At 70.7% G+C, this 22,460-nt stretch carries 18 protein-coding genes; 10 read left to right on the top strand and 8 right to left on the bottom strand.

All coding sequences use genetic code 11. The features are described from left to right. Positions 1 to 23 precede the first annotated feature (23 nt). The 3 genes from FH610_RS39465 to FH610_RS39455 form a co-directional block, all read right to left on the bottom strand. Positions 24 to 3,701: a multifunctional oxoglutarate decarboxylase/oxoglutarate dehydrogenase thiamine pyrophosphate-binding subunit/dihydrolipoyllysine-residue succinyltransferase subunit gene (locus tag FH610_RS39465; RefSeq protein ID WP_139580357.1), complete on the bottom strand. Its 3,678-nt coding sequence runs from the start codon at positions 3,699 to 3,701 to the stop codon at positions 24 to 26. A 196-nt stretch (positions 3,702 to 3,897) separates the two neighbouring features. After that, positions 3,898 to 4,539, bottom strand: a complete 642-nt coding sequence (locus tag FH610_RS39460) for a B3/B4 domain-containing protein (protein WP_139580356.1) — start codon at positions 4,537 to 4,539, stop codon at positions 3,898 to 3,900. Between the two features lie 10 nt (positions 4,540 to 4,549). Further along, a complete protein-coding gene (locus FH610_RS39455) occupies positions 4,550 to 5,125 on the bottom strand; it encodes a TetR/AcrR family transcriptional regulator (protein ID WP_139580355.1) in 576 nt (191 codons plus the stop codon). A 69-nt stretch (positions 5,126 to 5,194) separates the two neighbouring features. Here FH610_RS39455 and FH610_RS39450 point away from each other — a divergent pair, with 69 nt between their 5' ends. Continuing rightward, positions 5,195 to 5,953 carry an SDR family oxidoreductase gene (locus FH610_RS39450; RefSeq protein WP_139580354.1) on the top strand — a complete coding sequence of 253 codons (759 nt, stop codon included), beginning with the start codon at positions 5,195 to 5,197 and terminating at the stop codon, positions 5,951 to 5,953. 97 nt (positions 5,954 to 6,050) lie between these two features. Beyond that, positions 6,051 to 6,782: a type 1 glutamine amidotransferase gene (locus FH610_RS39445; RefSeq protein ID WP_139580353.1), complete on the top strand. Its 732-nt coding sequence runs from the start codon at positions 6,051 to 6,053 to the stop codon at positions 6,780 to 6,782. Here FH610_RS39445 and FH610_RS39440 read toward each other — a convergent pair. Further along, positions 6,764 to 7,609 carry an enoyl-CoA hydratase/isomerase family protein gene (locus FH610_RS39440; protein ID WP_139580352.1) on the bottom strand — a complete coding sequence of 282 codons (846 nt, stop codon included), beginning with the start codon at positions 7,607 to 7,609 and terminating at the stop codon, positions 6,764 to 6,766. The two genes, FH610_RS39445 and FH610_RS39440, sit on opposite strands and share 19 nt — an antisense overlap. Positions 7,610 to 7,732: 123 nt before the next feature. Here FH610_RS39440 and FH610_RS39435 point away from each other — a divergent pair, with 123 nt between their 5' ends. Further along, positions 7,733 to 8,116 (top strand): winged helix-turn-helix transcriptional regulator, encoded by a 384-nt coding sequence (locus FH610_RS39435; RefSeq protein WP_139580351.1) that lies wholly within the window; start codon positions 7,733 to 7,735, stop codon positions 8,114 to 8,116. 167 nt (positions 8,117 to 8,283) lie between these two features. Here FH610_RS39435 and FH610_RS39430 read toward each other — a convergent pair whose 3' ends face one another. Beyond that, the gene (locus tag FH610_RS39430) at positions 8,284 to 10,824 is read right to left on the bottom strand and encodes a glycoside hydrolase family 9 protein (RefSeq protein WP_240809464.1); all 2,541 of its coding nucleotides are present in this window, start codon (positions 10,822 to 10,824) and stop codon (positions 8,284 to 8,286) included. 194 nt (positions 10,825 to 11,018) lie between these two features. Between FH610_RS39430 and FH610_RS39425 the strand changes: the two genes are divergently transcribed. The 3 genes from FH610_RS39425 (at position 11,019) to FH610_RS39415 (ending at position 14,038) form a co-directional block, all read left to right on the top strand. Further along, complete coding sequence (locus FH610_RS39425; protein ID WP_139580349.1) at positions 11,019 to 11,600, top strand: helix-turn-helix domain-containing protein; 582 nt, start codon at positions 11,019 to 11,021, stop codon at positions 11,598 to 11,600. A 7-nt stretch (positions 11,601 to 11,607) separates the two neighbouring features. Continuing rightward, positions 11,608 to 12,912 carry an MFS transporter gene (locus FH610_RS39420; protein WP_161628194.1) on the top strand — a complete coding sequence of 435 codons (1,305 nt, stop codon included), beginning with the start codon at positions 11,608 to 11,610 and terminating at the stop codon, positions 12,910 to 12,912. Between the two features lie 61 nt (positions 12,913 to 12,973). Next, positions 12,974 to 14,038: an MBL fold metallo-hydrolase gene (locus FH610_RS39415; protein WP_139580347.1), complete on the top strand. Its 1,065-nt coding sequence runs from the start codon at positions 12,974 to 12,976 to the stop codon at positions 14,036 to 14,038. 43 nt (positions 14,039 to 14,081) lie between these two features. Here the strand turns inward: FH610_RS39415 and FH610_RS39410 are convergent, their stop codons facing one another. Next, entirely contained in the window at positions 14,082 to 15,620 is a 1,539-nt protein-coding gene (locus tag FH610_RS39410; RefSeq protein WP_139580346.1) for an FAD-dependent oxidoreductase, read from the bottom strand. Between the two features lie 380 nt (positions 15,621 to 16,000). On the opposite strand from FH610_RS39410, the gene FH610_RS39405 reads away from it, so the two are divergent. Beyond that, positions 16,001 to 16,411, top strand: a complete 411-nt coding sequence (locus FH610_RS39405) for a MarR family winged helix-turn-helix transcriptional regulator (RefSeq protein WP_139580394.1) — start codon at positions 16,001 to 16,003, stop codon at positions 16,409 to 16,411. Positions 16,412 to 16,576: 165 nt separating this feature from the next. Continuing rightward, a complete protein-coding gene (locus FH610_RS39400) occupies positions 16,577 to 17,485 on the top strand; it encodes an SDR family oxidoreductase (RefSeq protein WP_139580345.1) in 909 nt (302 codons plus the stop codon). Between the two features lie 28 nt (positions 17,486 to 17,513). Here the strand turns inward: FH610_RS39400 and FH610_RS39395 are convergent, their stop codons facing one another. Beyond that, entirely contained in the window at positions 17,514 to 19,916 is a 2,403-nt protein-coding gene (locus FH610_RS39395; protein WP_139580344.1) for a glycoside hydrolase family 65 protein, read from the bottom strand. After that, on the bottom strand, positions 19,913 to 20,656 hold the full coding sequence (locus FH610_RS39390) for a beta-phosphoglucomutase family hydrolase (RefSeq protein ID WP_139580343.1): 744 nt from the start codon (positions 20,654 to 20,656) through the stop codon (positions 19,913 to 19,915). The genes FH610_RS39395 and FH610_RS39390 overlap by 4 nt, the downstream gene beginning before the upstream one ends. Positions 20,657 to 20,813: 157 nt before the next feature. Between FH610_RS39390 and FH610_RS39385 the strand changes: the two genes are divergently transcribed. Both FH610_RS39385 and FH610_RS39380 read left to right on the top strand, forming a co-directional pair. Then, positions 20,814 to 22,001, top strand: a complete 1,188-nt coding sequence (locus FH610_RS39385) for an ROK family transcriptional regulator (protein WP_139580342.1) — start codon at positions 20,814 to 20,816, stop codon at positions 21,999 to 22,001. A gap of 19 nt (positions 22,002 to 22,020) precedes the next feature. After that, a partial coding sequence (locus tag FH610_RS39380; protein ID WP_139580341.1) for an ATP-binding cassette domain-containing protein occupies positions 22,021 to 22,460 on the top strand: 440 nt, incomplete at its 3' end.

The following is a 22,460-nucleotide window of genomic DNA, read 5'->3' as shown; positions in this document are numbered from 1 at the left end:
CCTCAGTGGTGCGGAATCCGCGTTCAGTCGAAGATCTCGCCCAGGATGCCGTGCAGTTCCTCGTCGTGCTTGGCGTGCGAGCCGACGGCCGGCGAGGAGTTCGGCGTACGCGAGACCCGGCGGAAGGTGCGGCCCCCGAGCAGGTCGGGCTTCTCCACCATCTTCAGGCTGAGGTATGGCCACGGGCCCATGTTGACGGGCTCGTCCTGCGCCCAGAGCAGCTCCGCGTCCGCGCCGTAGCGGGCCAGCTCGGCCTTGAGCGGGTTCTCCGGGAACGGGTAGATGCGCTCCAGGCGCACCAGCGCCACGTCCTTCCTGCCGTCCTTCTCGCGCCGCGCGAGCAGGTCGTAGTAGATCCTGCCCGAGCAGACCACGATCTTGCGGACCGCCGACGGGTCCACCGCCGGGTCGCCGATGACCGGACGGAAGGCGCCGGAGGTGAACTCCGAGGTGGCCGAGGCCGCCGCCTTGAGCCGCAGCAGCGACTTGGGCGTGAAGATGACGAGGGGCTTGCGCCGCTCCGACAGCACCTGCCAGCGCAGCAGGTGGAAGTAGTTCGCCGGGGTGCTCGGCTGCGCCACCGTCATGTTGTCCTGCGCGCACAGCTGCAGGTAGCGCTCGATGCGGCCGGAGGAGTGGTCCGGGCCCTGGCCCTCGTAGCCGTGCGGCAGCAGCAGCACGACCGAGGAGCGCTGGCCCCACTTCTGCTCGCCCGACGAGATGAACTCGTCGATGATCGACTGGGCGCCGTTGGCGAAGTCGCCGAACTGCGCCTCCCAGGCGACCAGGGCGTCCGGGCGGACCACGCTGTAGCCGTACTCGAAGCCCATCGCGGCGAACTCGCTGAGCAGCGAGTCGTACACGTAGAACTTCGTGGTGTCGTGGTTGAAGGTCTTGAGCGGGGTGTGCTCCTCGCCGCTGACCCGGTCGACCAGCACGGCGTGACGCTGGCCGAAGGTGCCGCGGCGGGAGTCCTGACCGACCAGGCGGACCGGGTGGTCGTCGATGAGGAGCGAGCCGAACGCGAGCAGCTCACCGGTCGCCCAGTCGATCGCGTCCTCGGAGATCATCGCGCCGCGGCGCTGGATCACCGGGGCGAGACGCGGGTGGACGGTGAAGCCCTCGGGCAGGTTGAGCTGGGTGTCGATGACCCGCTTGACGACCTCCTCCGAGATCGCCGTCTTGGTGTCCTCGTGCGACCACGGGATCACCTCGTCGGGCTCGCGCCGCACGACCGCGCCCGGCTGGAGCGGCTGCCTGGTGGCCTCCCGGGTCTCGGTGAAGGCCCGTTCGAGCTGCTCCTGGTAGTCGCGCAGGGCCTGCTCGGCCTCCTCGACCGTGATGTCGCCGCGGCCGATGAGGGCCTCGGTGTACAGCTTGCGGGTCGAGCGCTTTGCGTCGATGAGGTCGTACATCAGCGGCTGCGTGAACGCCGGGTTGTCGGTCTCGTTGTGGCCGCGCCGCCGGTAGCAGATCAGGTCGATGACGACGTCCTTGAGGAACGTCTGGCGGTATTCGTAGGCCAGCCGGCCGACCCGCACGACCGCCTCGGGGTCGTCGCCGTTCACGTGGAAGATCGGCGCCTGGATCATGCGCGCGACGTCGGTGGCGTACACGCTCGACCGCGAGGAGGCGGGCGAGGTGGTGAAGCCGACCTGGTTGTTCACCACGATGTGGACGGTGCCACCGGTGCGGTAGCCGCGCAGCTGGGACAGGTGCAGGGTCTCGGCGACCACGCCCTGGCCGGCGAACGCCGCGTCGCCGTGGACGAGCACGGGCAGGACGGTGAAGCCCTCCTCGCCGCGCTCAAGCAGGTCCTGCTTGGCCCGGACCACGCCCTCCAGGACCGGGTCGACGGCCTCCAGGTGCGAGGGGTTGGCCACCACCGACGTGCTGATCTTGTTGCCGTCCGGCGCCACGAAGTCGCCGCTCGCGCCGAGGTGGTACTTCACGTCGCCGGAGCCGTGCGCGCTGCGCGGGTCGATGTTGCCCTCGAACTCGCCGAACACCTGGGCGTACGACTTGCCCACGATGTTGGCGAGCACGTTGAGCCGGCCGCGGTGGGCCATGCCGATGACGACCTCGTCGAGGCGCTCGGCCGCCGCGGAGCTGATCACCGAGTCGAGCAGCGGGATCAGCGACTCGCCGCCCTCCAGCGAGAACCGCTTCTGGCCGACGTACTTGGTCTGCAGGAAGGTCTCGAACGCCTCGGCCGTGTTGAGCCGGCGCAGGATGTTCAGCTGCTCCTCGCGATCGGGCTTGGCGTGCGGCCGCTCCACCCGCGCCTGGATCCAGGCCCGCTCCTCGGGGTTCTGGATGTGCATGTACTCGATGCCGATCGTGCGGCAGTACGAGTCACGCAGCACGCCGAGGATGTCGCGCAGCTTCATCAGCGGCTTGCCGCCGAAGCCGCCCGTCGGGAACTCGCGCTCCAGGTCCCACAGCGTCAGGCCGTGCGACTGGATGTCGAGGTCGGGGTGCTTGCGCTGGCGGTACTCCAGCGGGTCGGTGTCGGCCATGAGGTGGCCGCGGACCCGGTAGGCGTGGATGAGCTCCAGCACGCGCGCCGACTTGGCCACGTCGTCATCGTGGGTGGCCGAGATGTCCTTGACCCAGCGGACCGGCTCGTACGGGATGCGCAGCGACTCGAAGATCTCGTCGTAGAAGTCGTCGGCGCCGAGCAGGAGCTGGTGGATGCGGCGCAGGAAGTCGCCCGACTGGGCGCCCTGGATGATCCGGTGGTCGTAGGTGGAGGTGAGCGTCATCACCTTGCTGATGGCCAGGCGGGACAGCGTCTCCTCCGAGGCGCCCTGGTATTCCGCCGGGTATTCCATCGCGCCGACACCGATGATCGTGCCCTGGCCGGGCATCAGCCGCGGCACCGAGTGGACCGTGCCGATCGTGCCGGGGTTCGTCAGGGAGATCGTCGTGTTCTGGAAGTCCTCCACGCCGAGCTTGCCCGCCCGGGCCTTGCGCACGATCTCCTCGTACGCCACCCAGAACTGGCGGAAGTCCATGGTCTCGGCCCGCTTGATCGAGGGCACGAGCAGCTGGCGGGAGCCGTCGCTCTTCTGCACGTCGATCGCGAGGCCGACCCCGACGTGCTCCGGCTTGACGAGGACCGGCTTGCCGTCCACCTCGCCGTACGAGTAGTTCATCTCAGGCATCGACTTGAGTGCCTGGACGATCGCGTAGCCGATGACGTGGGTGAAGGAGATCTTGCCGCCGCGGCCGCGGGACAGGTGGTTGTTGATGACGATGCGGTTGTCGATCAGCAGCTTCGCGGGGACCGCGCGGACGCTCGTGGCCGTGGGAACGACGAGCGAGGCCTCCATGTTGGCGGCGGTGCGCGCGGCGGCGCCGCGCAGCTTCTCCTCGACCGCGCCGACCGGGGCCTGCTGCTTGGCCGGCGCCTTGGCCTCGGGCTTCGCCTGCGGCTTGGGCTGCGGGGGCGCCGTCTGCGGGGCCGGGCTCACCGGGGCGGGAGCCTCGGGGGCAGCCGTCGCGGTCGCGCCGTTCGCGGCGCCTGCGGACTTGGACGGAGCGGGCTTGGCCGTCCCGTTGTAGTCAGCGAAGAAGTGCCACCAGGCCTGGTCAACAGACTCGGGATCTTCGAGATACTTTTGGTACAACTCGTCGACAAGCCACTCATTTTGTCCAAAGCTTGCCAGCGGGTTTGTCCGCGACGACTCAGACGACACGGCGGAAATCGCCCTCTTCCGCAGATCGGCGTTGATGTTTGGTGAACCTGTCCAAGGCTACTCGCCTCGCACACCGACGTGCGCCCCGGCGGGTCGCAGGTCCCGGCCCATCCTCCCAGGATCGATAAAACAGGTCACGCGCGGATAGCCCGTCTGGGTGGTGAGGTGCCCCTTACCCCCTGGTCACATCGACTGGTCAGCCGATGAGCCGCGACTCGATCCGGATATTGGGATTTATATCGGACAGCATACCCGCGAGGTCGTCGCCCGCGGCACGCAACGCGTCCAGAGAGAGCGGTTCGAGGCGTTCCAGGAGGAAGAGCGCGTCCACCGTCTCCTCGGTGATCCTCGTCCTGACGCACTGCCGCCAGTTCCACCGCCGGCAGGTGACGCCCGCGTCGTCGCGCCACACCACCTCGCCGATCTCCGGGTCGCCCAGCGCCTCCTCCGAGGGCTCGTCGCCCGCGGCCCGCACCAGCCGGGCGGCGCCCTGGTAGCGGCGCAGGTCCTCGCCGCCGATCGGCAGGCCGTGCCGTACGGACACGCTGTTGTAGGCGTCCACCACCAGGTTGATCTCGGGGAGCGGCATCCGGCGGACCAGTGCGTCGACCGACGGCCGGGTGCGCTGGGGCTTGGCGCCGAAGGCGCGGTAGGCCGCCCGCCAGGCCTCGATCCTCTCGTCGTCCAGCGGCACGGCGTGAACCGCCGCGTCGGCGAGCCAGGCCCGCGAACGGTCGTCGGACGGCCCGTTGCGCAGGCCGTGGGCGCAGACCACCAGGACGGCGAAGTCCGGACGCAGCGCCGTGACGGCGTCGTCCACCCAGATGTCGTCGATCACGCCACTCACTTTATGGCCAGGCGCGCAGCGCCAGCGTCGCCACCGCGTCGAGGTCGGCCCGGGTCGCGCCATCCCTGGCCTGGGTGGACATGCCCTGGATGACGGCGGCGAAGAACGTCGCGAGCGCGGGGGCGTCGGTCTCCGGCGGAAGGAGGCCGGCCTCGACGTCCCGCTCGATCCGGCGGCGGATCGCCGCCTTGCCCGCCTCGCGGTGCCCGCGCAGTTCCTCGATCACACCGGCGTCGCTCGTGTTGATCCCGGCCGAGATGACCATGCAGCCGGGTGGGTGCGCCGGGTCGGTGTAGACCTCCGCCGCCTCGTGGAGCAGGCGCTCGACGGCGGCCCGCGCGGTCGGCTCCCCGGCCAGGGCGCGGGAGCTGAACGCGCCGTGGGTCTCCTGGTAGCGGCGCACGGCCTCGCCGAACAGCCGGCGCTTGTCCCCGAAGGCGGCGTAGAGGCTGGGCGGGTTGATTCCCATCGCCGCGGTCAGGCCGGAGACCGAGGTCGCCTCGTAGCCGTGCCGCCAGAACTCCTCGAGCGCCCGTTCCAGCGCGACGTCCCGGTCGAACGCCCTGGTCCTTCCCATGCGCCGATTTTATAGCGATCGCTACAAGGCGTGCTATTTTGTATCGGTCACTACAAAAAGGGGACGGACATGACCGCGTTGGACGGCAAGACGGCGCTGGTGACGGGTGCGAGCAGGGGTATTGGACGCGGAATCGCCGAACGACTGGCGGCCGACGGGGCGCTTGTGGCGGTGAACTACGCCAGGGACGAGGCCGCGGCCAAGGACACGGTGGCGGCGATCGAGGCCCGGGGCGGCCGGGCCTTCGCGGTCAGGGCCGAGCTGGGTGCGCCGGGCGACGTGGACGAGCTGTTCGCCGGGCTGGACCGGGAGCTGGGGCCGCAGGCGCCGATCGACATCCTCGTCAACAACACGGGGATCACCGTGCGGGGATCGATCGAGGAGGTGACGCCGGAGCTCTACGACAGAGGGTTCGCCGTCAACACGCGGGCGGCCTTCTTCGTCACGCGGCGGGCGCTGCCGCGCATCCCCGACGGCGGGCGGATCGTGACCGTCACCTCGGGAGTGACCAGGATCGCGTTCCCCGAGGCGATCGCGTACGCGATGACCAAGGGTGCGCTGGAGACCTTCACGCTGGCGCTGGCCAAGCACCTCGGACCGCGGGGGATCACCGTCAACAACGTGGCGCCGGGGATCGTCGACACCGACACGAACGCGGACTGGCTGCGCGGCGACGAGGCGGCCTGGGCGGCGTCGGCCGGCCGGGCGGCGCTGGGCCGGGTGGGGACACCGCGGGATGTGGCCGGAGTGGTGGCCTTCCTCGCCTCCGACGACGCCCGCTGGGTCACCGGCACCACGGTCGACGCCACCGGCGGCAGCGACCTGTGACCCCGGCGGGCGATGGCGGAGCGGCCACGGTCCCACGTCGATCGTGCGGCGGACGGCCGCGATCGCAGGCCGGGCGGGGGCGGTAGAGTCCGGCCTCATGCCGGAAACACCACGTGTGCTCGCCGTACAGAACGGAGCGAACGGGGGTCCTGGGCGGTTCGGAGAATGGCTGGACGCCGCCGGGATCGCCGTCGACGTGGTCACCGCCTTCGACGGGTCCGCCCTCCCGCCGCGGCTGGAGCACGACGGCCTGATCGTGCTCGGCGGCGGTTACCTGCCGGACGACGACGACAAGGCGCCCTGGCTGCCGTCCGCCCGCGCCCTCGTCGAGCAGGCCCTCGCCCGGTCGGTGCCGTTTTTCGGCATCTGTCTGGGCGGGCAGATGCTGGCCTCGGTCGGCGGCGGGAAGGTCCAGGGCGACGCCGGAGCGCCCGAGCACGGCAGCACGTCCGTCACGATGAGAGCCGAGGCGGCGGACGACCCGGTCTTCGGCGGGCTGCCCGCCGCCGTCCCGGCGATCGAGAACCACATCGACGCCATCACGGCCCTGCCGCCGGGCGCGGTCTGGCTCGCCGAGACCGAACGCTGCCCCTACCAGGCCTTCCGGCTGGGCGACCGCGCCTGGGGCGTGCAGTTCCACCCCGAGGTCGGGCCCGAACGCATCCGGCAGTGGGACGTCGAGCACACCCGCAGGCGGGGTCTCGACCTCGACGAGCTGTACGCCGCCGCCGTGACCGACGATCCGCTTTCGCGGGCCGCCTGGGGTGAGGTGGCCTTCCGTTTCGCCACCTTGGTCAAGGAGGCACGGCCCTACCCCTCCAGGTCCTGACCGGCCAGTCGCCGGAGGAGGCCCTCCAGATCGCGTTCGCCGTCGGGGGTCTGGGCGCCGTGGGCCAGTCCGTCGCGAATCAGCTCTGTGGCCGCAGGGCGAATTATCTGTCCCATCCAGGCGTCGTTCTCCCGCAGCAGCCCCTCGGCCAGGTTCTCCGGCAGGATGGCGCGCTTGGCCGCTGCGATCACGCCCTCGGGCAAGGCGGCGATGTCGCGGGCGAGCCGGTCGACGACGGCGTCGAGTTCATCGGCGGGGACGGCCCGGTTGACCCAGCCGTAGCGCTCCGCGGTCTCGGCGTCGTACAGGTCGGCACTCAGCACCGCCTCCAGCGCGCGGTTGCGGCCGACCCTGGTGGCGAGATACTGCGTGCCCCCTCCGCCGGGCACGATGCCCATGAGGGCTTCGATCTGGCCGATCCCGGCACGGCCGATCGCCGCGAACGTCATGTCCGCGGCGGCGACGAACTCCGCCCCGCCGCCCCGCGCCATCCCGGCGAGCTTGATGACGGTCACCTGGGGCTGGTGCCGCAGCAGTTCCCCCAGAGCCTGGAAAACGTTGACACCGTCCGGAAGGTCTTGCGCGAACTTGTCGAGCGCGTCCGGTGTGTCACCAAGCGACATGTCGACGTGGGCGATGAAGAACTCGGGATCGGCGCTGTCGAACACGATGACCCGGACCGAGTCGTCGTCCCGCAGCGCGGTCAGCAGGTGCCGGAGGTCGCCCATCAGGGCGACGTCCAAGACATTGACGGGTGGATTGTCAATGGTGACGCGGGCGATACCGGCTTCGCGGCTCACCCGCAGGGTCGTGTAGGCGTCGTTCATGGAGATACCCGATCCGTATCTGGTGTGCATCTAGGTTCCCGATGCATACTTACGATGCGGCGGCGGGCGACGAGCCGTCAATAACGCACTTTCGGCATCTCAAGGATCGCGAAGGATACCGATATGGCCATTCCCGAAGCCGGCACCTCAGCGGAAATCGTCTACCGGGCCGACTGCCCCAGCCGCCCCATCCTCGACCAGATCGCCGACAAGTGGTCGATGATGGTGCTGGCGGTCCTCAACGAGCCCAGGCGGTTCAACGAGATCAAGCGCCGCCTTGAGGGCGTCACCCAGCGCGTCCTGACCCAGACCCTGCGCCGCCTGGAGCGCAACGGGATGATCGTGCGCCGCGTGCTCCCCACCTCGCCGGTCGGGGTCCAGTACTCACTCACGCCGCTCGGCGAGTCGCTGCGCGAGCCGTTCGGCCGGTTGTACGACTGGACGGTCGACAACGCGGACGAAATCCAACGGCATCAAATGGAGTACGACCGGCGCGATCAGAGCTGAGAACCTGATGCGCATGCCCTGCACGCGCGAGTTCCGGGGCATCACGGGTGGCGAGCGCGGCCGTTCTGGTCCGGGCACTCCCGGAGGACGTGGAAGACGACATGGAACCGGCCGCCGCCCCTGCTGGGGCGGCGGCCGGGGTCTTCATGATCCGGGTGCGGATCGGGTCAGGCGCAGGCGGCGCCGTTCAGCGTGAACAGGTCGGGCGTCGGGTTGGCCCCCGGTGCGGCCTGGCCGTTGAAGCCGAAGGTGACCGACTGGTCCGGGTTGATGGTCTTGTTCCACGCCTCGTTCGCCGCGGTCACGGTCGCCGCGTCCTGCGTGAACTTGGCGCTCCAGCTAGTGGCGACCTTCTGGCCGCCCAGGAACGACCACTTCAGCGACCAGCCGTCGATCGCCTTCGTGCCGGTGTTCTTGAGGGTGATCTGGGTGGTGAAGCCCGTCGTCCACGAGCCGTGCGTGGTGTAGGTGACCTTGCACGCGCCCGGGGCCTTGACCGTGCCGTCGCCCTGGTCGGCGACGAACGCCGACACCCACGACAACGCGGAGTTCCAGTTGATGGCCTCCTCGTTCGTGGCGTACGAGTTGATGTCGTCGATGTAGCAGAACTGCGGCTTGCAGCCCTTCAGCTTCGCCTGGGCCACCGGGTCCTGGATGCCGGAGTTCGCGCCGCCCGCGAGCGTGCCGTGCGGCGGGTTCGGCAGCGAGGTGTCCAGCTGGTGGGCGTACCAGCGGCTGTGCTCGTTCTTCGACGCCACCTCGCCGTAACCGGTCACGTACGACTGGTTGAGGGCGTTGCGGCCCAGCAGGTAGTCGACGGCCTCGAGGGCGGCGTCGCGGTACTTCACCGTGCCGGTGATGTCGTAGGCCGCGCCGAGGACGACCGTGTTGTTGAGGATCGCACTGTTGGAGCCCCAGACATAGTCGCCCGGGTCGTACGGGAGGCCGTACGGGTGGGCCTCGACGATGCCGAGGTAGCGCTCCGCGCCGTCGACGATCGACTGGCGTACGGCGTCACGGCCGGGCAGGTCGTTGGGCACGGTCGCCAGGTCGAGGCGGCCGAGCGCGGCCACGTTGCCCCAGTCGAACGAGCCGCCCTTGCCCCACAGGTCGGCCGTGTGGTGCGGCGAGGCGAGGACGAAGTCCTTGTACTCCTTGTCACCGGTGGTGATGTAGAGCTCGGCCGCGGCCCAGTAGAACTCGTCGCTGACGTTGGCGTCGTCGTAGGTGCCGCCGCCGGTGCCGTCGGAGGGGGAGGCGAGCACGTTCGGGTTCGCCTTGGCCGCCGTCCACGCCTTTTTGGCCGCCGCCAGGTTCTCGGCCGCGAACGCGGCGTCGTAGGGCGCGAAGATCCGGGCCGCCTGGGCGGCGGTCGCGGCGAGGTTGAGCGTCGCGGCGGTGGAGACCGGGTGCAGCTGGCGCTTCTGCGCGTCCTGGTGGGGCAGCAGCGGCAGGCCGGTCCAGTTCTCGTCGTGGATCTTGTGGTGGACCATGCCGTCGGACCGCTGCATCTTCAGCAGGAACTCCTGCTCCCAGCGGGCCTCGTCGAGCACGTCGGGAACGGCGTCGCCGCTCTCGGGGATGTTCAGGCTGCCGATCGGCTTGGCCGTCGCGGCGTTCTTGGTGCGCTCGAACTCGCTCATGAGCTGGGCGACCGAGATGCCGCCGTTGACCACGTACTTGCCGTGGTCGCCCGCGTCGTACCAGCCGCCGGACACGTCGAGGGAGTAGTCGCAGACGCCCGGCTGGCACGGGACGTTCGTGTCGCCCTGGTTGGGGGCGACGCCCACGTGACCGGCGGGCCGGCCGTAGCCGGGACGCAGGGCGTCGTCGATCGCGATCCCGCTGCGCTGCGTGTAGTAGAACTTCAGCGCGTCGAGCTTGAGGGCGGCGTACGCGTCGGGCTTGATGTCGAACGGCCGGCTGGTCTCGCCGTCCGCGGTCAGCGTGTAGCCGGTTCCGGCCTTCTTGTACGCGCCGAAGTCGATCGAGTGGACGTTATGCCCGGAGCTGGCGTCGTCGCCGCGCGGGGTGGTCGTGCCGTGCGCGACCACGGTCCCGGCGGAGTCCTTGAGCTGCCACGGCAGCGCCTCGGTGGCGTCGGTGACCAAGGTGGCGTTCTTGGGGCCCTTGGGCAGGTAGGCCACCTGGTTCACGCGGACCCGGGGGCCGGTGTCGGGCGTGTAGACCTCCGGCGGCGCGCCGCCCTTGAGCGAGACGTTGTCCACGCAGAATCGCCACGCCGTCGCGCTGCCGCCGAGCTGGAAGACGACCTGCGCGTTGGGCAGGTCGACCGGCGAGGTGAACGTGTAGCTGTAGGTGTTGCCCGAGACGCTCAGCTCGGGGGCGGCCGACACGTACTGCGTGTAGGGGTCGGTCGGGAGCTGGACGTACGCCCTGGCGACCTTCCCGGGGTCCGCGGTGGCGAAGAAGCTGAACGCGTAGGTCTCGTCCTTCACCAGCGGGATGTCGTTGACGCCGACGATCGCGTCCCAGGGGTTGGTCGTGCCCGCGGGGACGTCGGAGCAGAGCCGGCCGTCGGACAGCTCGAAGTTCAGGTTCGCGGTGTGCCACCACGGGTCGGTGGTGGTGTCGAACGTGCCGTTGGGGATCTGTTCCGGGCCCTCCTCCGCCGTGGCGGGAGGTGCGCCGGTCAGGCAGGCCGTGGCCAGTGCCGCCACAGCGAGGATGCCGATTCGTCTGAGCACAGTGGTCCTCGGGGGGAGTGGGAGCGCTCCCAAAGCGGTGCGCGACTCGCATGTTTCCTTTGGGTTTCTGCGGGCGTCAACGATCCCGGCGGCGAGAGGCGCCTGACCGGCCATTGCGAAGGGGTGCGGCTGAAAATTTCATTTCTGCAAAGAGATTTTTGCAAAGCTATCTTTGCGATGTTAGCGTCGGCCGCATGGATCACGAGGTCTTCCACGTCCACGATCCCCGCACGCTGAAGGCGGTCGCCCACCCGCTGCGGGTGCGGCTGCTGGGGGAGCTGCGCACGAACGGCCCGGCGACCGCGACCGAGCTGGCCGGGCGCCTCGGCGAGAGCTCCGGCTCCACCAGCTATCACCTGCGCCAGCTCGCCAGGTATGGCTTCGTGGAGGTCGATCCCGGCCAGCGCGACCGGCGCGAGCGGCGGTGGCGGGCGATCCACCGCTTCACCTCCTGGAGCGACGTGGAGATGGCCGCGACCGCCGAGGGCCGGGAGGCCGCGGCGTTCCTGCGGCGGCGCCAGCTCGAAAAGCTCACCGCCGACGTCGAGAACTTCGAGCGCGAGCGCGACCTGTGGAGCGAGGCGTGGGTCGAGGCCGCCGGCATGTCCGACCTGGTGGTACGGCTGTCGGCGGCGACGGTGGCGTCCCTCTACGAGCGGGTGTCGGCCATGTTCCTGGAGGCCGCCGAGCGGGATCGGGGCGACCCGGACGCGCGTCCGGTCGCGGTCCTGCTGGCGGCCCATCCGCGCCGCGACCCGGCGGCCGGTCATGGGTGAGGTGGTCATGCGTGAGCCCGGGCGGTCGCCCGCCGACACCCCACGGCCGGGCAGGCGTGAGCACGGGCGCTACGCCGCGATCGAGTTCCTCACCTGGCTGCCGACCGGCCTGATGCTGGCGCCGATGGTGCTGCTGATGTCCGCCAGGGGGCTGGACATCGCCGAGGTCGGCCTGGTCGGCGGGGCCTACTCGATCACGATCGTCGTGCTCGAACTGCCGACGGGCGGGCTCGCCGACGTCCTCGGGAGACGCCCGGTGCTCGCCGCGTCGGCCGTCGTCAGCGTGGCCGCGCTGGTCGTGATGGCCCTGGCGCACTCGGTGTGGCCGTTCCTGGTCGCGTCCGTGCTCAAGGGCGTCGCGCGTGCGCTGTCGAGCGGGCCGGCCCAGGCGTGGTACGTCGACACCCTCCACGCCCAGTATGGCCCGGCCGTCGACTTGAAGCCCGGGCTCGCGGCCGGCAACGTCGCGGGCGCGGCCGCCCTCGCGCTCGGCACGCTCGCCGGCGGCCTGCTCCCGCTCGCCGTACGCCGGGACCCGCTGGCCGCGCCGGTCTGGGCGGGAGCGGGGGCCGCGCTCGTCCTCCTCGTGGCCGTGCTCGTGCTCATGCGCGAGCCGAGCCGTGCGGGGAGGGGGCCCGTCCGGGCGGCGGCGCGGCTGGCCGAGGTGGTCCGCGACGTGCCGGTCACGATCGTCGCCGGGATCCGGCTCGGCCTGGCCGACCGCGCCCTCGGACGGCTGCTCCTGCTCGCCGCCGGGGCCGGCGTGATGCTGAACAGCATCGAGATGCTGACCCCCGGACGCCTCGCCGCCCTGACCGGAGAATCCGCGAAAGGCGGCGCGGCCTACGCCTTCGTGACCTTCGCCGGCTTCGCCGTCAACGCGCTCGGCAGTTCCCTCGCGCCGCCGGTCGCCAGGCTCGTCCGCGGCTCGGTCCGCGCGGCCGCCTCGGCCACGGTCGTCACGGCGTCGGCGGTCGTCGCGCTGGCCGCCTCGACGGCCCTGCGAGGCGCGGCCGGGGTCGTCGCGACCGCGGCGGCCTACGTGCTGCTGTTCACCGCGCTCGCGGTCGCCTCCCTGCTCAGGACCGAACTGCTCCATCAGCGCGTCGCCGCCGACCGGCGGGCCACCGTGATGTCGGTGGACTCCCTGCAGCTCCAGTTCGGCGGCCTGCTCTCCTCGCTCTGCCTGGTGCCGCTGTCGGGGATCGCCGGCGTCGGTCCCGTCTGGGCGCTCACCGCCGTGGTGGTTCTCGCCTCCGCCCTCCTGTACGTACGACTCCCCGTCAGTCCCACCCTGAGGTACCCCCGGTAGAACCAGATTCGGTAAGACGGCACAATCAAGCGGGCAGGGCTGCGAGAGGGGCGGGGAGCCGATGAGCAAGGTGATTGTGACCGCGGCGAACGAGGCGCAGCGCGCGGCGTGGCTGGGCGGGGGACTGCCCGAGGTCGAGCGGGTGCGGCCGGGGCTGTGGTCGATTCCCGTCCCGATCCCGATCAACCCGCTGCGCTACGTCCTGGTCTACGCCCTGGAGGTCCCGGACGGGGTCGTGATCATCGACGCCGGATGGAACACCGAGGAGGCGTACGACGCGCTCGTCGCGGGGCTCGCCACGGCCGGGTACGAGATCACCGACGTGAAGGCCGTGCTGGTCACGCACATCCATCCGGACCACTACGGCCTGGCCGGGCGGATCCGGGAGGTCTCCGGCGCCTGGATCGGGCTGCATCCGGCCGACGCCCGCATCGTGCACGACCGCTACGACGAGTCGGCGATCGAGTCGCTCGTGCAGCGGGAGCGCTCCCTGCTGGTCAGGTGCGGGGTGCCGGACATGACGGCACAGGAGCTCGCCGGGGCGTCGGTCATGCTGCGCCAGTTCGTCACGATGGCGACGCCCGACCGGCTCATCGAGGACGGCGACCGGCTCGACCTGCCCGGCTGGGACCTGCGGGCGATGTGGACCCCCGGCCACTCGCCCGGTCACCTGTGCTTCGTGGAGCCGGAGCGTCGCCTGCTGTTCTCCGGCGACCACGTGCTCGCCCGGATCACGTCGATGGTCGCCGTACACCCCCAGTCGGCGGCCAACCCGCTCGCCGACTACCTCGACGCGCTGCGCGCGGTGGGCAAGCTCGACGTCGAGGAGGTGCTGCCCGCCCACGAGTACCGCTTCCTGGAGCTGACGAAGCGGGTGGACTACGTCATCGGGCACCACGAGGAGCGGCTGGCGGAGGTGCGGCGAGTCGTGGCGGACGGCGACGGCTCCACCTGCTGGGACATCGCCACCCGGCTCACCTGGTCGCGCAGCTGGGAGGAGATCCCCGCGCACATGCGGCGGGCGGCCAACAACGAGACGCTCGCCCACCTGGTGTGGCTGGAGCAGCGGGACATGGTCACCCGCGTGCCGGGCGAGCCCGACCTCTGGCACGCGCCGTCCGCCTGACGCGGCCGCAGGCGGCCGTATCAGCCGCCGCGCGGTCCGGTGCTCATCGCGACGCTCCGTTCGCGGCGGGGATCGCGTGCTGCCGCGGGCTCGCGGACGCGGTGAGGCCGAGGTGGGTTTCGAGGTAGGCCTCGATGACGTTCACGTCGGCGGTCACGGCGGCGACGTAGCCGTCGGGGCGTACCAGGACCCACTGCCCGGGGGCGAGCCCGTAGCCGTCGCGCACGTGCCGGCCGGTGTCGACGATGTCACCGCGTTCGCCGATCGTGTGCACGTGCACGTCGCGCCGGGCGGCGGGGGCGTCCCCGGCGGGCACGTCGTAGCCGATCAACGTCCAGTGGGTGCCCTGGAACAGGGAGAACAGCCGCGTGGGCACGCCGCCGGCGCCGGTGACGGGCGCGTCGGGTGCGCGGTCGCCGGCGAGCACGCCCGTGGTGCGCTGGGGGTCGATGAGGGTGAGCGGCGAGTCGGGGTATCCGAGGTCGAGCTGGCTGACTGCCCGGTTACGGCTCATGTCGCGGTTCTTGGCCGCCTCCAGCAGCCGCTTCGACAGGCCGAGCACGGCCTCCGCGATCGGGCGGCGCTCCCTCTCGTACGACGTCAGCAGCCGGTCCGGGGCGCCGCCGAGCGCGGCGGCGAGCTTCCAGCCGAGGTTGTAGGCGTCCTGCACGCTGGTGTTCAGTCCCTGCCCACCGGTCGGCGGGTGGACGTGTGCCGCGTCTCCGGTCAGGAAGACGCGTCCGACCTGGTAGGTCCCGGCCAGGCGGGCGTTCATCTCGAACACCGAGGCCCACGAGACCGACTTGATCAGCACGTCGTCGCGGCCGGTGCGCTCGCGTAACAGCGCCGTCAGACCACGCGCGGACAGATCGACGTCCACGTCGAAAGGGACCGGTCCCATGAGCTGGAACATCTCGGTGCCGTAGAGCGGGCACAGCATGATCTGGTCCGCGGCTCCCCGGCCCCAGCGGTGCCATACCTCGAACGAGACCCCCTCGACGATCACGTCGGCGACCACGGCACGCACCCCGAGGGTCTCACCGTCGAAGGCCACGCCCAGGGCCTTGCGCACGAAACTCGACCCGCCGTCGGCGCCCACGAGGTAGCGCGCGCGCACCGTACGCGCACCGCCGGGGGTGACGATGCGGGCGCTCACCCCGTCCTCGTCCTGGTCGAAGCCGACGAGCTCGTGGTCGTAGTGCGGGGCGTGGCCGAGCTCGGCCAGCCGCTCGCGCAGTCTGCGCTCGGTGAGGAACTGCGGGACCAGCAGTGCGATGTGGTAGGGCTCGTCCGGTGTCGGGCCGGGCATGTCGATCACGTTTATGTCGACCGGGCCGTCGTCGGTGTAGGAGCGCTGGAGCGGATACTCGCCGCCAGAAGCGATGATCTTGTCGATCACTCCGAGGTCCTCGAACACCTCCTGGGTGCGCGACTGGATGCCCTTGCCGCGTGACCCGACGAACGGGTGCGCGGCCTTGTCTATCAGCAGGAAGCTCACGCCCCGGCGGGCCAGTTCGATCGCGAGGGTCTCCCCGGCCGCCCCGGATCCGCAGATGACCACCTCGACATCGATGTCGGTCATGTTCGGCTCCTCCTTCGTGTGGGTCCGGACAGTCCGGCTGTCCGGCAATTAAGTGCAATATACACATATCTTGTGAGGAGTCGCGCGGAATCGCCTTGCCCCGGACTGGCGCGTCCAACAGCACATTCTGGGGGAAGTAGAAGGTCGGACGCCTACCGCTTGGGCGGAAATATAGGTGCTATGTGCACCTATCTGCCGACGGTGTGCCGGGCGCCGCGGGTAGACCTCCTAGAATTGCCCTCCACATCCGATCCTCAGGAAGGCCGGATACTCGGGAAGGCTCGGTGCCAAGGAAGGACGGTGCGGCCGCCTTGACCACACGGCGACGCCAGACCACGTTGCGCCGTCTCCACGGGGCCATCGTCGATCTGGTCGTGCTGATGAACCTGCCCGGCCGCGAGGATCTCCTGTTGGCCGAAGCGGGTGTCTCCCTCGACCGCGCCCTGTTCCACCTGCTCGTGGGCGTCGAGCGGTTCGGGCCTATCGGTGTCGGCGAACTGGCCGAACGAGCCGGACGCGACTACACCACCATCAGCCGGCAAGTCGCGAAACTCGCCACCCTCGGGCTGGTCGAACGGCGCCCCAGTCCTGCCGACGCCCGGGTGAAAGAGGCCATCATCACCGCCGACGGCCGCCGCGTCACCGACGCTCTCGACGCCGCCCGCCAGCGCCTGGCCGGTCCCGTTCTCGCCCAATGGAGCGATCGCGACCTCATGGAACTCGAACGCCTCATGCGCCGCTATGTCGACGACATGTTCGGCGCGATGGCAAAGACCACCGGCGGCGACTGACGAACGACCAGGGCGGGCGGCTCTCGGGAGCAGGCCTTCGCCCACGCTCTGAAGCGTGCCGCCCAGCGCCTGTCGCAGCATCGGGTGGCTTCCTCGGCCTGAGCGGTTGGGGATATCGTTCGGAGGTACTAGAACGATGTTCTCTTTCAGGGGAAGGGCGGCGCCATGCCTGCTGGTGAGGATTCCGAGCTCAGGTTCGACGGGAGGGTGGCGGTCGTCACCGGAGCCGGCCACGGGCTGGGCCGGTCGCACGCGCTGCTGCTCGGCCGGCGCGGGGCGAAGGTCGTCGTCAACGACCTCGGCGGCGCCCTCGACGGCTCCGGCGCGTCCTCCGGCCCCGCGGCGGAGGTCGCCGAACTGATCGTGAAGGACGGCGGAGAGGCGGTGGCCAGCACCGACAACGTCGCCACCCCGGAGGGCGCGGAGGCGATCGTGCGGACGGCGCTCGACGCGTTCGGCCGCGTCGACGTCGTCGTCAACAACGCCGGCATCCTGCGCGACCGTTCGTTCGGGAAGATGACGGTCGAGGAGTTCGACGCCGTGATCGCCGTGCACGTGCGCGGCTCGTTCCTGGTCAGCCGCGCGGCGTTCCCGCACATGAAGGAGCAGGCGTACGGGCGGATCGTGAACACCTCCTCGCCCGCCGGGCTGTTCGGCAACTTCGGCCAGGCCAACTACTCGACGGCCAAGATGGGCCTGGTGGGCCTGACCAAGACGCTCGGCATCGAGGGCGCGCGGGCGAACATCAAGGCCAACGCGATCGCCCCGGTCGCGTGGACGCGGATGACCGAGACGCTGCTGCCCGCGGAGTTCGAGAGCAGGTTCACCCCCGAGCGGGTCAGCCCGCTGGTGGCGTACCTGGCCCATGAGAGCTGCGAGACCAGCGGCGAGGTGTTCTCGGTCGGGGCCGGGCGGATCGCCCGGGTCTTCGTGGCAGAGGGGCCGGGCTGGCGGACCGACGCCCTCACCGTCGAGGCGATCCGCGACAACTGGGAGGCCGTCATGGCCGAGCAGCCCTATCTCCCGACGAAGCTGGGCGAGCAGGCCGGCGCCTCCCTGCAGGCGATGCTCTGACCCCCTCTCGCCGCGCCCGGCCGGGCCGTCAGAGCTCCTCGGCCTGCTCGGCCGGGCCGATGAGATCGCGGGACAGGTCCCCCGGCCACCGGGGCGCGGGCGCGCGGCCGGGCGGCTGCCTGACCCGCAGGTCCGGGAAGGGCGGCGGTGCGTTGCGCCGGGCCTGCGGCTGCGCGCCGAGCGTCACCTCCTCGCCGTGGTGCGACAGCGTGAGGGGCGGGCCGTGCAGGAGCCGGTACGTCGTGCCGGCCGGGGTGACGTCGATCCGCAGCAGGCGGCCCCGGTAGCGGACGCGGAAGGTGAGCCTGGTGATGCCCGAGGGCAGGCGGGGGGCGAAGCAGATCCGCCCCTCGCGTGCCCGCATGCCGCCGAACCCCGCCACCAGCGCGATCCACGCCCCGGCCAGCGAGGCCATGTGGACGCCGTCGCGGGTGTTGTGCTCCAGGTCGCGCAGGTCCATCAGTGCGGCCTCGCCGAGATAGGCGTAGGCGAGGTCGAGCTGCCCCACCTCGGCGGCGAGCACGGCCTGGGTGCAGGACGACAGCGAGGAGTCCCGCACGGTCAGCGCCTCGTAGTAGGCGAAGTTGCGCGCCTTCTGCCCCGGCGTGAACGCCTCGCCGCACAGGTGCATGGCCAGCACGAGGTCGGCCTGCTTGACGACCTGCTTGCGGTACAGGTCGAAGTAGGGGAAGTGGAGCAGCAGCGGATACCGCTCGGGTTCGGTGCCCGCGAAGTCCCAGACCGCGTGCCCGGTGAACCCCTCGCTCTGCTCGTGGACCCCCAGCCGCTCGTCGTACGGCAGGTGCATGGCCGCGGCGGCGTCGCGCCACATGGCCGTCTCCTCCAGCGTGACCCCGAGCCGCTCGGCCCGGTCGCGGTGGCGTACGGCCACCGCGGCGGCGGCCCGCAGGTTCCGCTGGGCCATGAGGTTGGTGTAGACGTTGTTGTCCGCGACGGCGCTGTACTCGTCCGGGCCGGTCACGCCGTCGATGCGGTAGCGGCCCTCGGCGTCGTGGTGGCCGAGCGCGCACCACAGCCGGGAGGTCGCGACGAGCAGCGGCAGGCCGATGTCCCGCTCGAAGTCGGTGTCCTCTGTCGCGTCGACGTACCGGGTGACCGCGGCGGCGATGTCGGCGTTGACGTGGAAGGCCGCCGTGCCCGCCGGCCAGTATCCCGAGCACTCCTCGCCGTTGATCGTCCGCCAGGGGAAGGCGGCCCCGGCCAGCCCGAGCTGCTCGGCCCGCGCCTGGGCGAGGGGCAGGATCGAGGCGCGCCACGTCAGGGCGTCGGCGGCGGCTCGGGGGTAGGTGTAGGTGGCCACCGGCAGCACGAAGCTCTCGGTGTCCCAGAACGCGTGCCCGTCGTAGCCCGAGCCGGTCAGCCCCTTGCCGGGGATGGGCCGCCGCTCCAGCCGGGCGCCCGCCTGGAGCAGGTGGAACAGCCCGAAGCGCACAGCCTGCTGCACCTCGGCGTCGCCCTCGACCTCGACGTCCGCACCCGCCCAGAAGTCGTCGAGGAAGGCACGCTGCTCGGCGCACAGACCGTCCCACCCGGTGAGCCGGGCCGCCGCCAGCGCCGCCACGACCTGGTCGTGCATCGCGGGCCGGGACCGCTTGGCCGACCAGCCGTAGGCGAAGAACTTGTCCAATCGCAGCCGCTCGCCCGGCACGAGCCGGGTGGCGATCGTGACCCGGCTGACGTTGCCGCCGCCGTCGCACTCGACGCGGGTGCCGTCCGGGCCGTCGATCTCGTGACGCATCGCCGCCGCGACCCGCAGCCGGCTGGCCCTGGTGGAGTGGACCATGACGCACACGTTGTTGCGCGCGGCGACGTTCTCCTCCAGCACCAGCGGCGCCTCCAACGCGGCGGCGGCGCGGGGATCGGCGGTCGGCGGCGGCACGGTCTCGTTGGCCACCAGCTCCGACTGGACGACCACGTTGAGCGGCTGGTCCACCGGCTCCACCTCGTAGCGGACCGCGGCCACGGCCCGGTGGGTGAAGGACACGAGCCGGGTCGAGGTGACGCGCACCTGCGCCCCGGTCGGCGAACTCCAGCAGACCTTCCGGGTGAGCGTGCCCGCCCGCAGGTCGAGGACCCGCTCGTGTGAGTGCAGCGTGCCGTACCGGACGTCGAACGGCTCGTCGTCCACGAGCAGCCGGATCAGTTTGCCGTTGGTGACGTTGACGACGGTCTGGCCGGACTCCGGGTATCCGTAGCCCGCCTCGGCGTACGGCAGCGGGCGCAGCTCGTAGAAGGAGTTGAGGTAGGTGCCCGGCAGCCCGTACGGCTCGCCCTCGTCGAGGTTGCCGCGCAGCCCGATGTGCCCGTTGGACAGCGCGAACACCGACTCGGTCTGGGCGAGCACGTCGGTGTGCAGGTGGCACTCCCGCACCGACCACGGCTCGACGATGAAGGCGGGATGCTTGATCATTTGACGTCCAGCAGTTCGGAGAGGTCCGTCACCACCACGTCGGCGCCGTTGTCCCGCAGGGCTTCGGCCTGATGACCGCGGTCCACGCCCACCACCACGGCGAAGCCGCCCGCGCGCCCGGCGGCGACCCCCGCGAGCGCGTCCTCGAACACCGCGGCCTCGGCCGGCGCGAGCCCGAGCGTCTCGGCGGCGGCGAGGAACATGTCGGGGGCGGGCTTGCCGGCCAGGCCGCGCTCCCTGGCCACCTCGCCGTCGATCCGCGCGTCGAACATGTCTTCAAGACCGGCCGCGGCGAGCACGCGCTGGGTGTTGGCGCTGCTGGAGACGACCGCGCGGCGCAGCCCGGCGTCGCGGACGGCGCGCAGGTAGCGCACCGAGCCCTCGAAGACCTCCACGCCCTGCCGGTCGAGGATCGCCTGGACCAGCTCGTTCTTGCGGTTGCTCAGGCCGTTGACGGTGGGCATGCCCGGCGGGTCGCCCGGCTTGCCCTCGGGCAGGTCGATGCCCCTGGCCCGCAGGAACCCCCGCGTGCCGTCCAGTCGCTTCTTGCCGTCGACATACCGCTCGTAGTCGCCGGTCTCGTCGAAGGGCGCGAAGGGCGTGCCGGTGGCGACCGCCCGGTCGCGCAGGTACTCGTCGAACATCTCCTTCCACGCCGCGGCGTGGATTCGCGCCGTGCGCGTGAGCACCCCGTCCATGTCGAACAGGCAGCCGCGCACCTCGTCAGGCAACCCCAGCATGCGCCCTCCAACCATCCTCCTGCACTCCTACCCCGTATGCAGTGGACGTGACTTTTGTTGATTTCAGCGAAAGATTGCATCACATCGATAAAAGGTCTTCCCTGATCAGCAGAAAAGAGGTACGTTTCCAGCCAATCACCGGGACGCGGAGGCGTACGTGAAGAGGACGACCATCAGGCCGGAGAACGTCCACCAGGCCGCGCTCCTGCGGTTGCTGAGGGACGGCGGGCGTTCCCGCGCCGAACTCGGCGACGTGGTGGACCTGTCACGGTCGAAGCTCAACGTCGAGCTGGACCGGCTGGTCGAGCTGGGCCTCGCCGAGCCCGACGGACTGGCCGCCTCGCGAGGTGGCAGGCGCTCGGGACGCGTACGTCTGGCCCGTGACATCCGGTTCGCCGGTATCGACATCGGCGCCACCTCGATCGACGTCGCGGTCACCGACGGAGAGCTCGAGGTGCTCGGTCACCTGAGCGAGCCCTGCGACATCAGAGAGGGGCCCGCCGTCGTGCTCGACCGGGCCATCGAACTGCTCGGCAAGCTGAGCAGGGACGGGCTGTTCACCGATCTCAGCGGCGCCGGCATCGGCGTCCCCGGGCCGGTGAGCTTCGCAGAAGGCGTTCCGGTGGTGCCGCCGATCATGCCGGGCTGGGACCGCTACCCGGTCAGGGAGACGGTCGGGCAGGCATTGTGCTGCCCCACGGTGGTCGACAACGACGTCAACATCATGGCCCTCGGGGAGCTGCACGCCGGTCTCGCGCGGCACGTCGACGACTTCCTGCTCGTCAAGATCGGCACCGGTATCGGCTGCGGCATCGTGGTGGACAGCAAGATCTACCGCGGGGTCTCCGGCAGCGCCGGCGACATCGGCCACATCCGGGTGGACGACCTCGGGCCGGTCTGCTCCTGCGGCAACTCCGGATGTCTTGAGGCGTACTTCGGCGGCGCCGCGCTGGCGCGCGAGGCCGTCGCGGTGGCCCGCGCGGGCGGCTCGCCTTACCTGGCCGAGCGGCTCGCGGTCGCGGGCACGCTGACGGCCGAGGACGTCGCCGCCGCGGCGGCGCAGGGCGACGCGGGCGCGATCGGGCTGATCCGCGACGGCGGGCGCCGGGTGGGCCAGGTGCTGGCGAGCCTGGTCAGCTTCTTCAACCCCGGCCTCGTGATCATCGCGGGTGGCGTGGCCAAGCTCGGCCACGTGCTGCTCGCGGAGATCAGAAGCGTCGTCTACCGCAGGTCGCTGCCGCTCGCCACCGGAAACCTGCCGATCGTGCTGTCCGAACTCGGCGACACCGCGGGTGTCATCGGCGCCACCCGCCTTATCAGCGATCACGTCTACTCCGCCAACTGATCATCTTTGGGAGACCCCCATGGGAGACGAAAACCCCCTGCTCCAAATGAGGGGGATCGTCAAGCAGTTCCCCGGCGTACGCGCGCTGGACGGCGTGGACCTTGAGGTCAGGGCCGGCGAGGTGCACTGCCTGCTCGGCCAGAACGGTGCCGGGAAGTCCACGCTCATCAAGATCTTGTCTGGTGCTCATGCGCCGGATGAGGGGGAGGTGTTGCTGGACGGTTCGCCGGTGCGGCTGGCGCCGCCGACCGCGGCGATGGGCCACGGCATCGCCACCATTTATCAGGAGCTCGACCTGGTCGACGGGTTGAGCGTGACGGAGAACATCTTCTTGGGTCATGAGCGGGCGAGCTTCGGGTTCTCCCGGCGGGCCGAGGCCGATCGGGCGACGGCTGAGTTGCTCAAGCGGCTGGGGCATGGGGAGATCCGGCCTCGTACCGAGGTGGGCCGGTTGTCTCC

Origin of the sequence: Microbispora catharanthi (genome assembly GCF_006334915.2) — a bacterium.
Lineage (GTDB): Bacteria > Actinomycetota > Actinomycetes > Streptosporangiales > Streptosporangiaceae > Microbispora > Microbispora catharanthi.
This window is presented reverse-complemented; position numbering and strand designations above follow the sequence as displayed.

Coding starts and splice junctions, on each gene's coding strand:
- FH610_RS39395 (WP_139580344.1), bottom strand. CDS start 19,916: ATGATCAAGCATCCCGCCTTCATCGTCGAGCCGTGGTCGGTGCGGGAG.
- FH610_RS39420 (WP_161628194.1), top strand. CDS start 11,608: ATGCGTGAGCCCGGGCGGTCGCCCGCCGACACCCCACGGCCGGGCAGG.
- FH610_RS39435 (WP_139580351.1), top strand. CDS start 7,733: ATGGCCATTCCCGAAGCCGGCACCTCAGCGGAAATCGTCTACCGGGCC.
- FH610_RS39400 (WP_139580345.1), top strand. CDS start 16,577: ATGCCTGCTGGTGAGGATTCCGAGCTCAGGTTCGACGGGAGGGTGGCG.
- FH610_RS39455 (WP_139580355.1), bottom strand. CDS start 5,125: ATGGGAAGGACCAGGGCGTTCGACCGGGACGTCGCGCTGGAACGGGCG.
- FH610_RS39450 (WP_139580354.1), top strand. CDS start 5,195: ATGACCGCGTTGGACGGCAAGACGGCGCTGGTGACGGGTGCGAGCAGG.
- FH610_RS39425 (WP_139580349.1), top strand. CDS start 11,019: ATGGATCACGAGGTCTTCCACGTCCACGATCCCCGCACGCTGAAGGCG.
- FH610_RS39445 (WP_139580353.1), top strand. CDS start 6,051: ATGCCGGAAACACCACGTGTGCTCGCCGTACAGAACGGAGCGAACGGG.
- FH610_RS39440 (WP_139580352.1), bottom strand. CDS start 7,609: ATGAACGACGCCTACACGACCCTGCGGGTGAGCCGCGAAGCCGGTATC.
- FH610_RS39405 (WP_139580394.1), top strand. CDS start 16,001: ATGAACCTGCCCGGCCGCGAGGATCTCCTGTTGGCCGAAGCGGGTGTC.
- FH610_RS39415 (WP_139580347.1), top strand. CDS start 12,974: ATGAGCAAGGTGATTGTGACCGCGGCGAACGAGGCGCAGCGCGCGGCG.
- FH610_RS39410 (WP_139580346.1), bottom strand. CDS start 15,620: ATGACCGACATCGATGTCGAGGTGGTCATCTGCGGATCCGGGGCGGCC.
- FH610_RS39390 (WP_139580343.1), bottom strand. CDS start 20,656: ATGCTGGGGTTGCCTGACGAGGTGCGCGGCTGCCTGTTCGACATGGAC.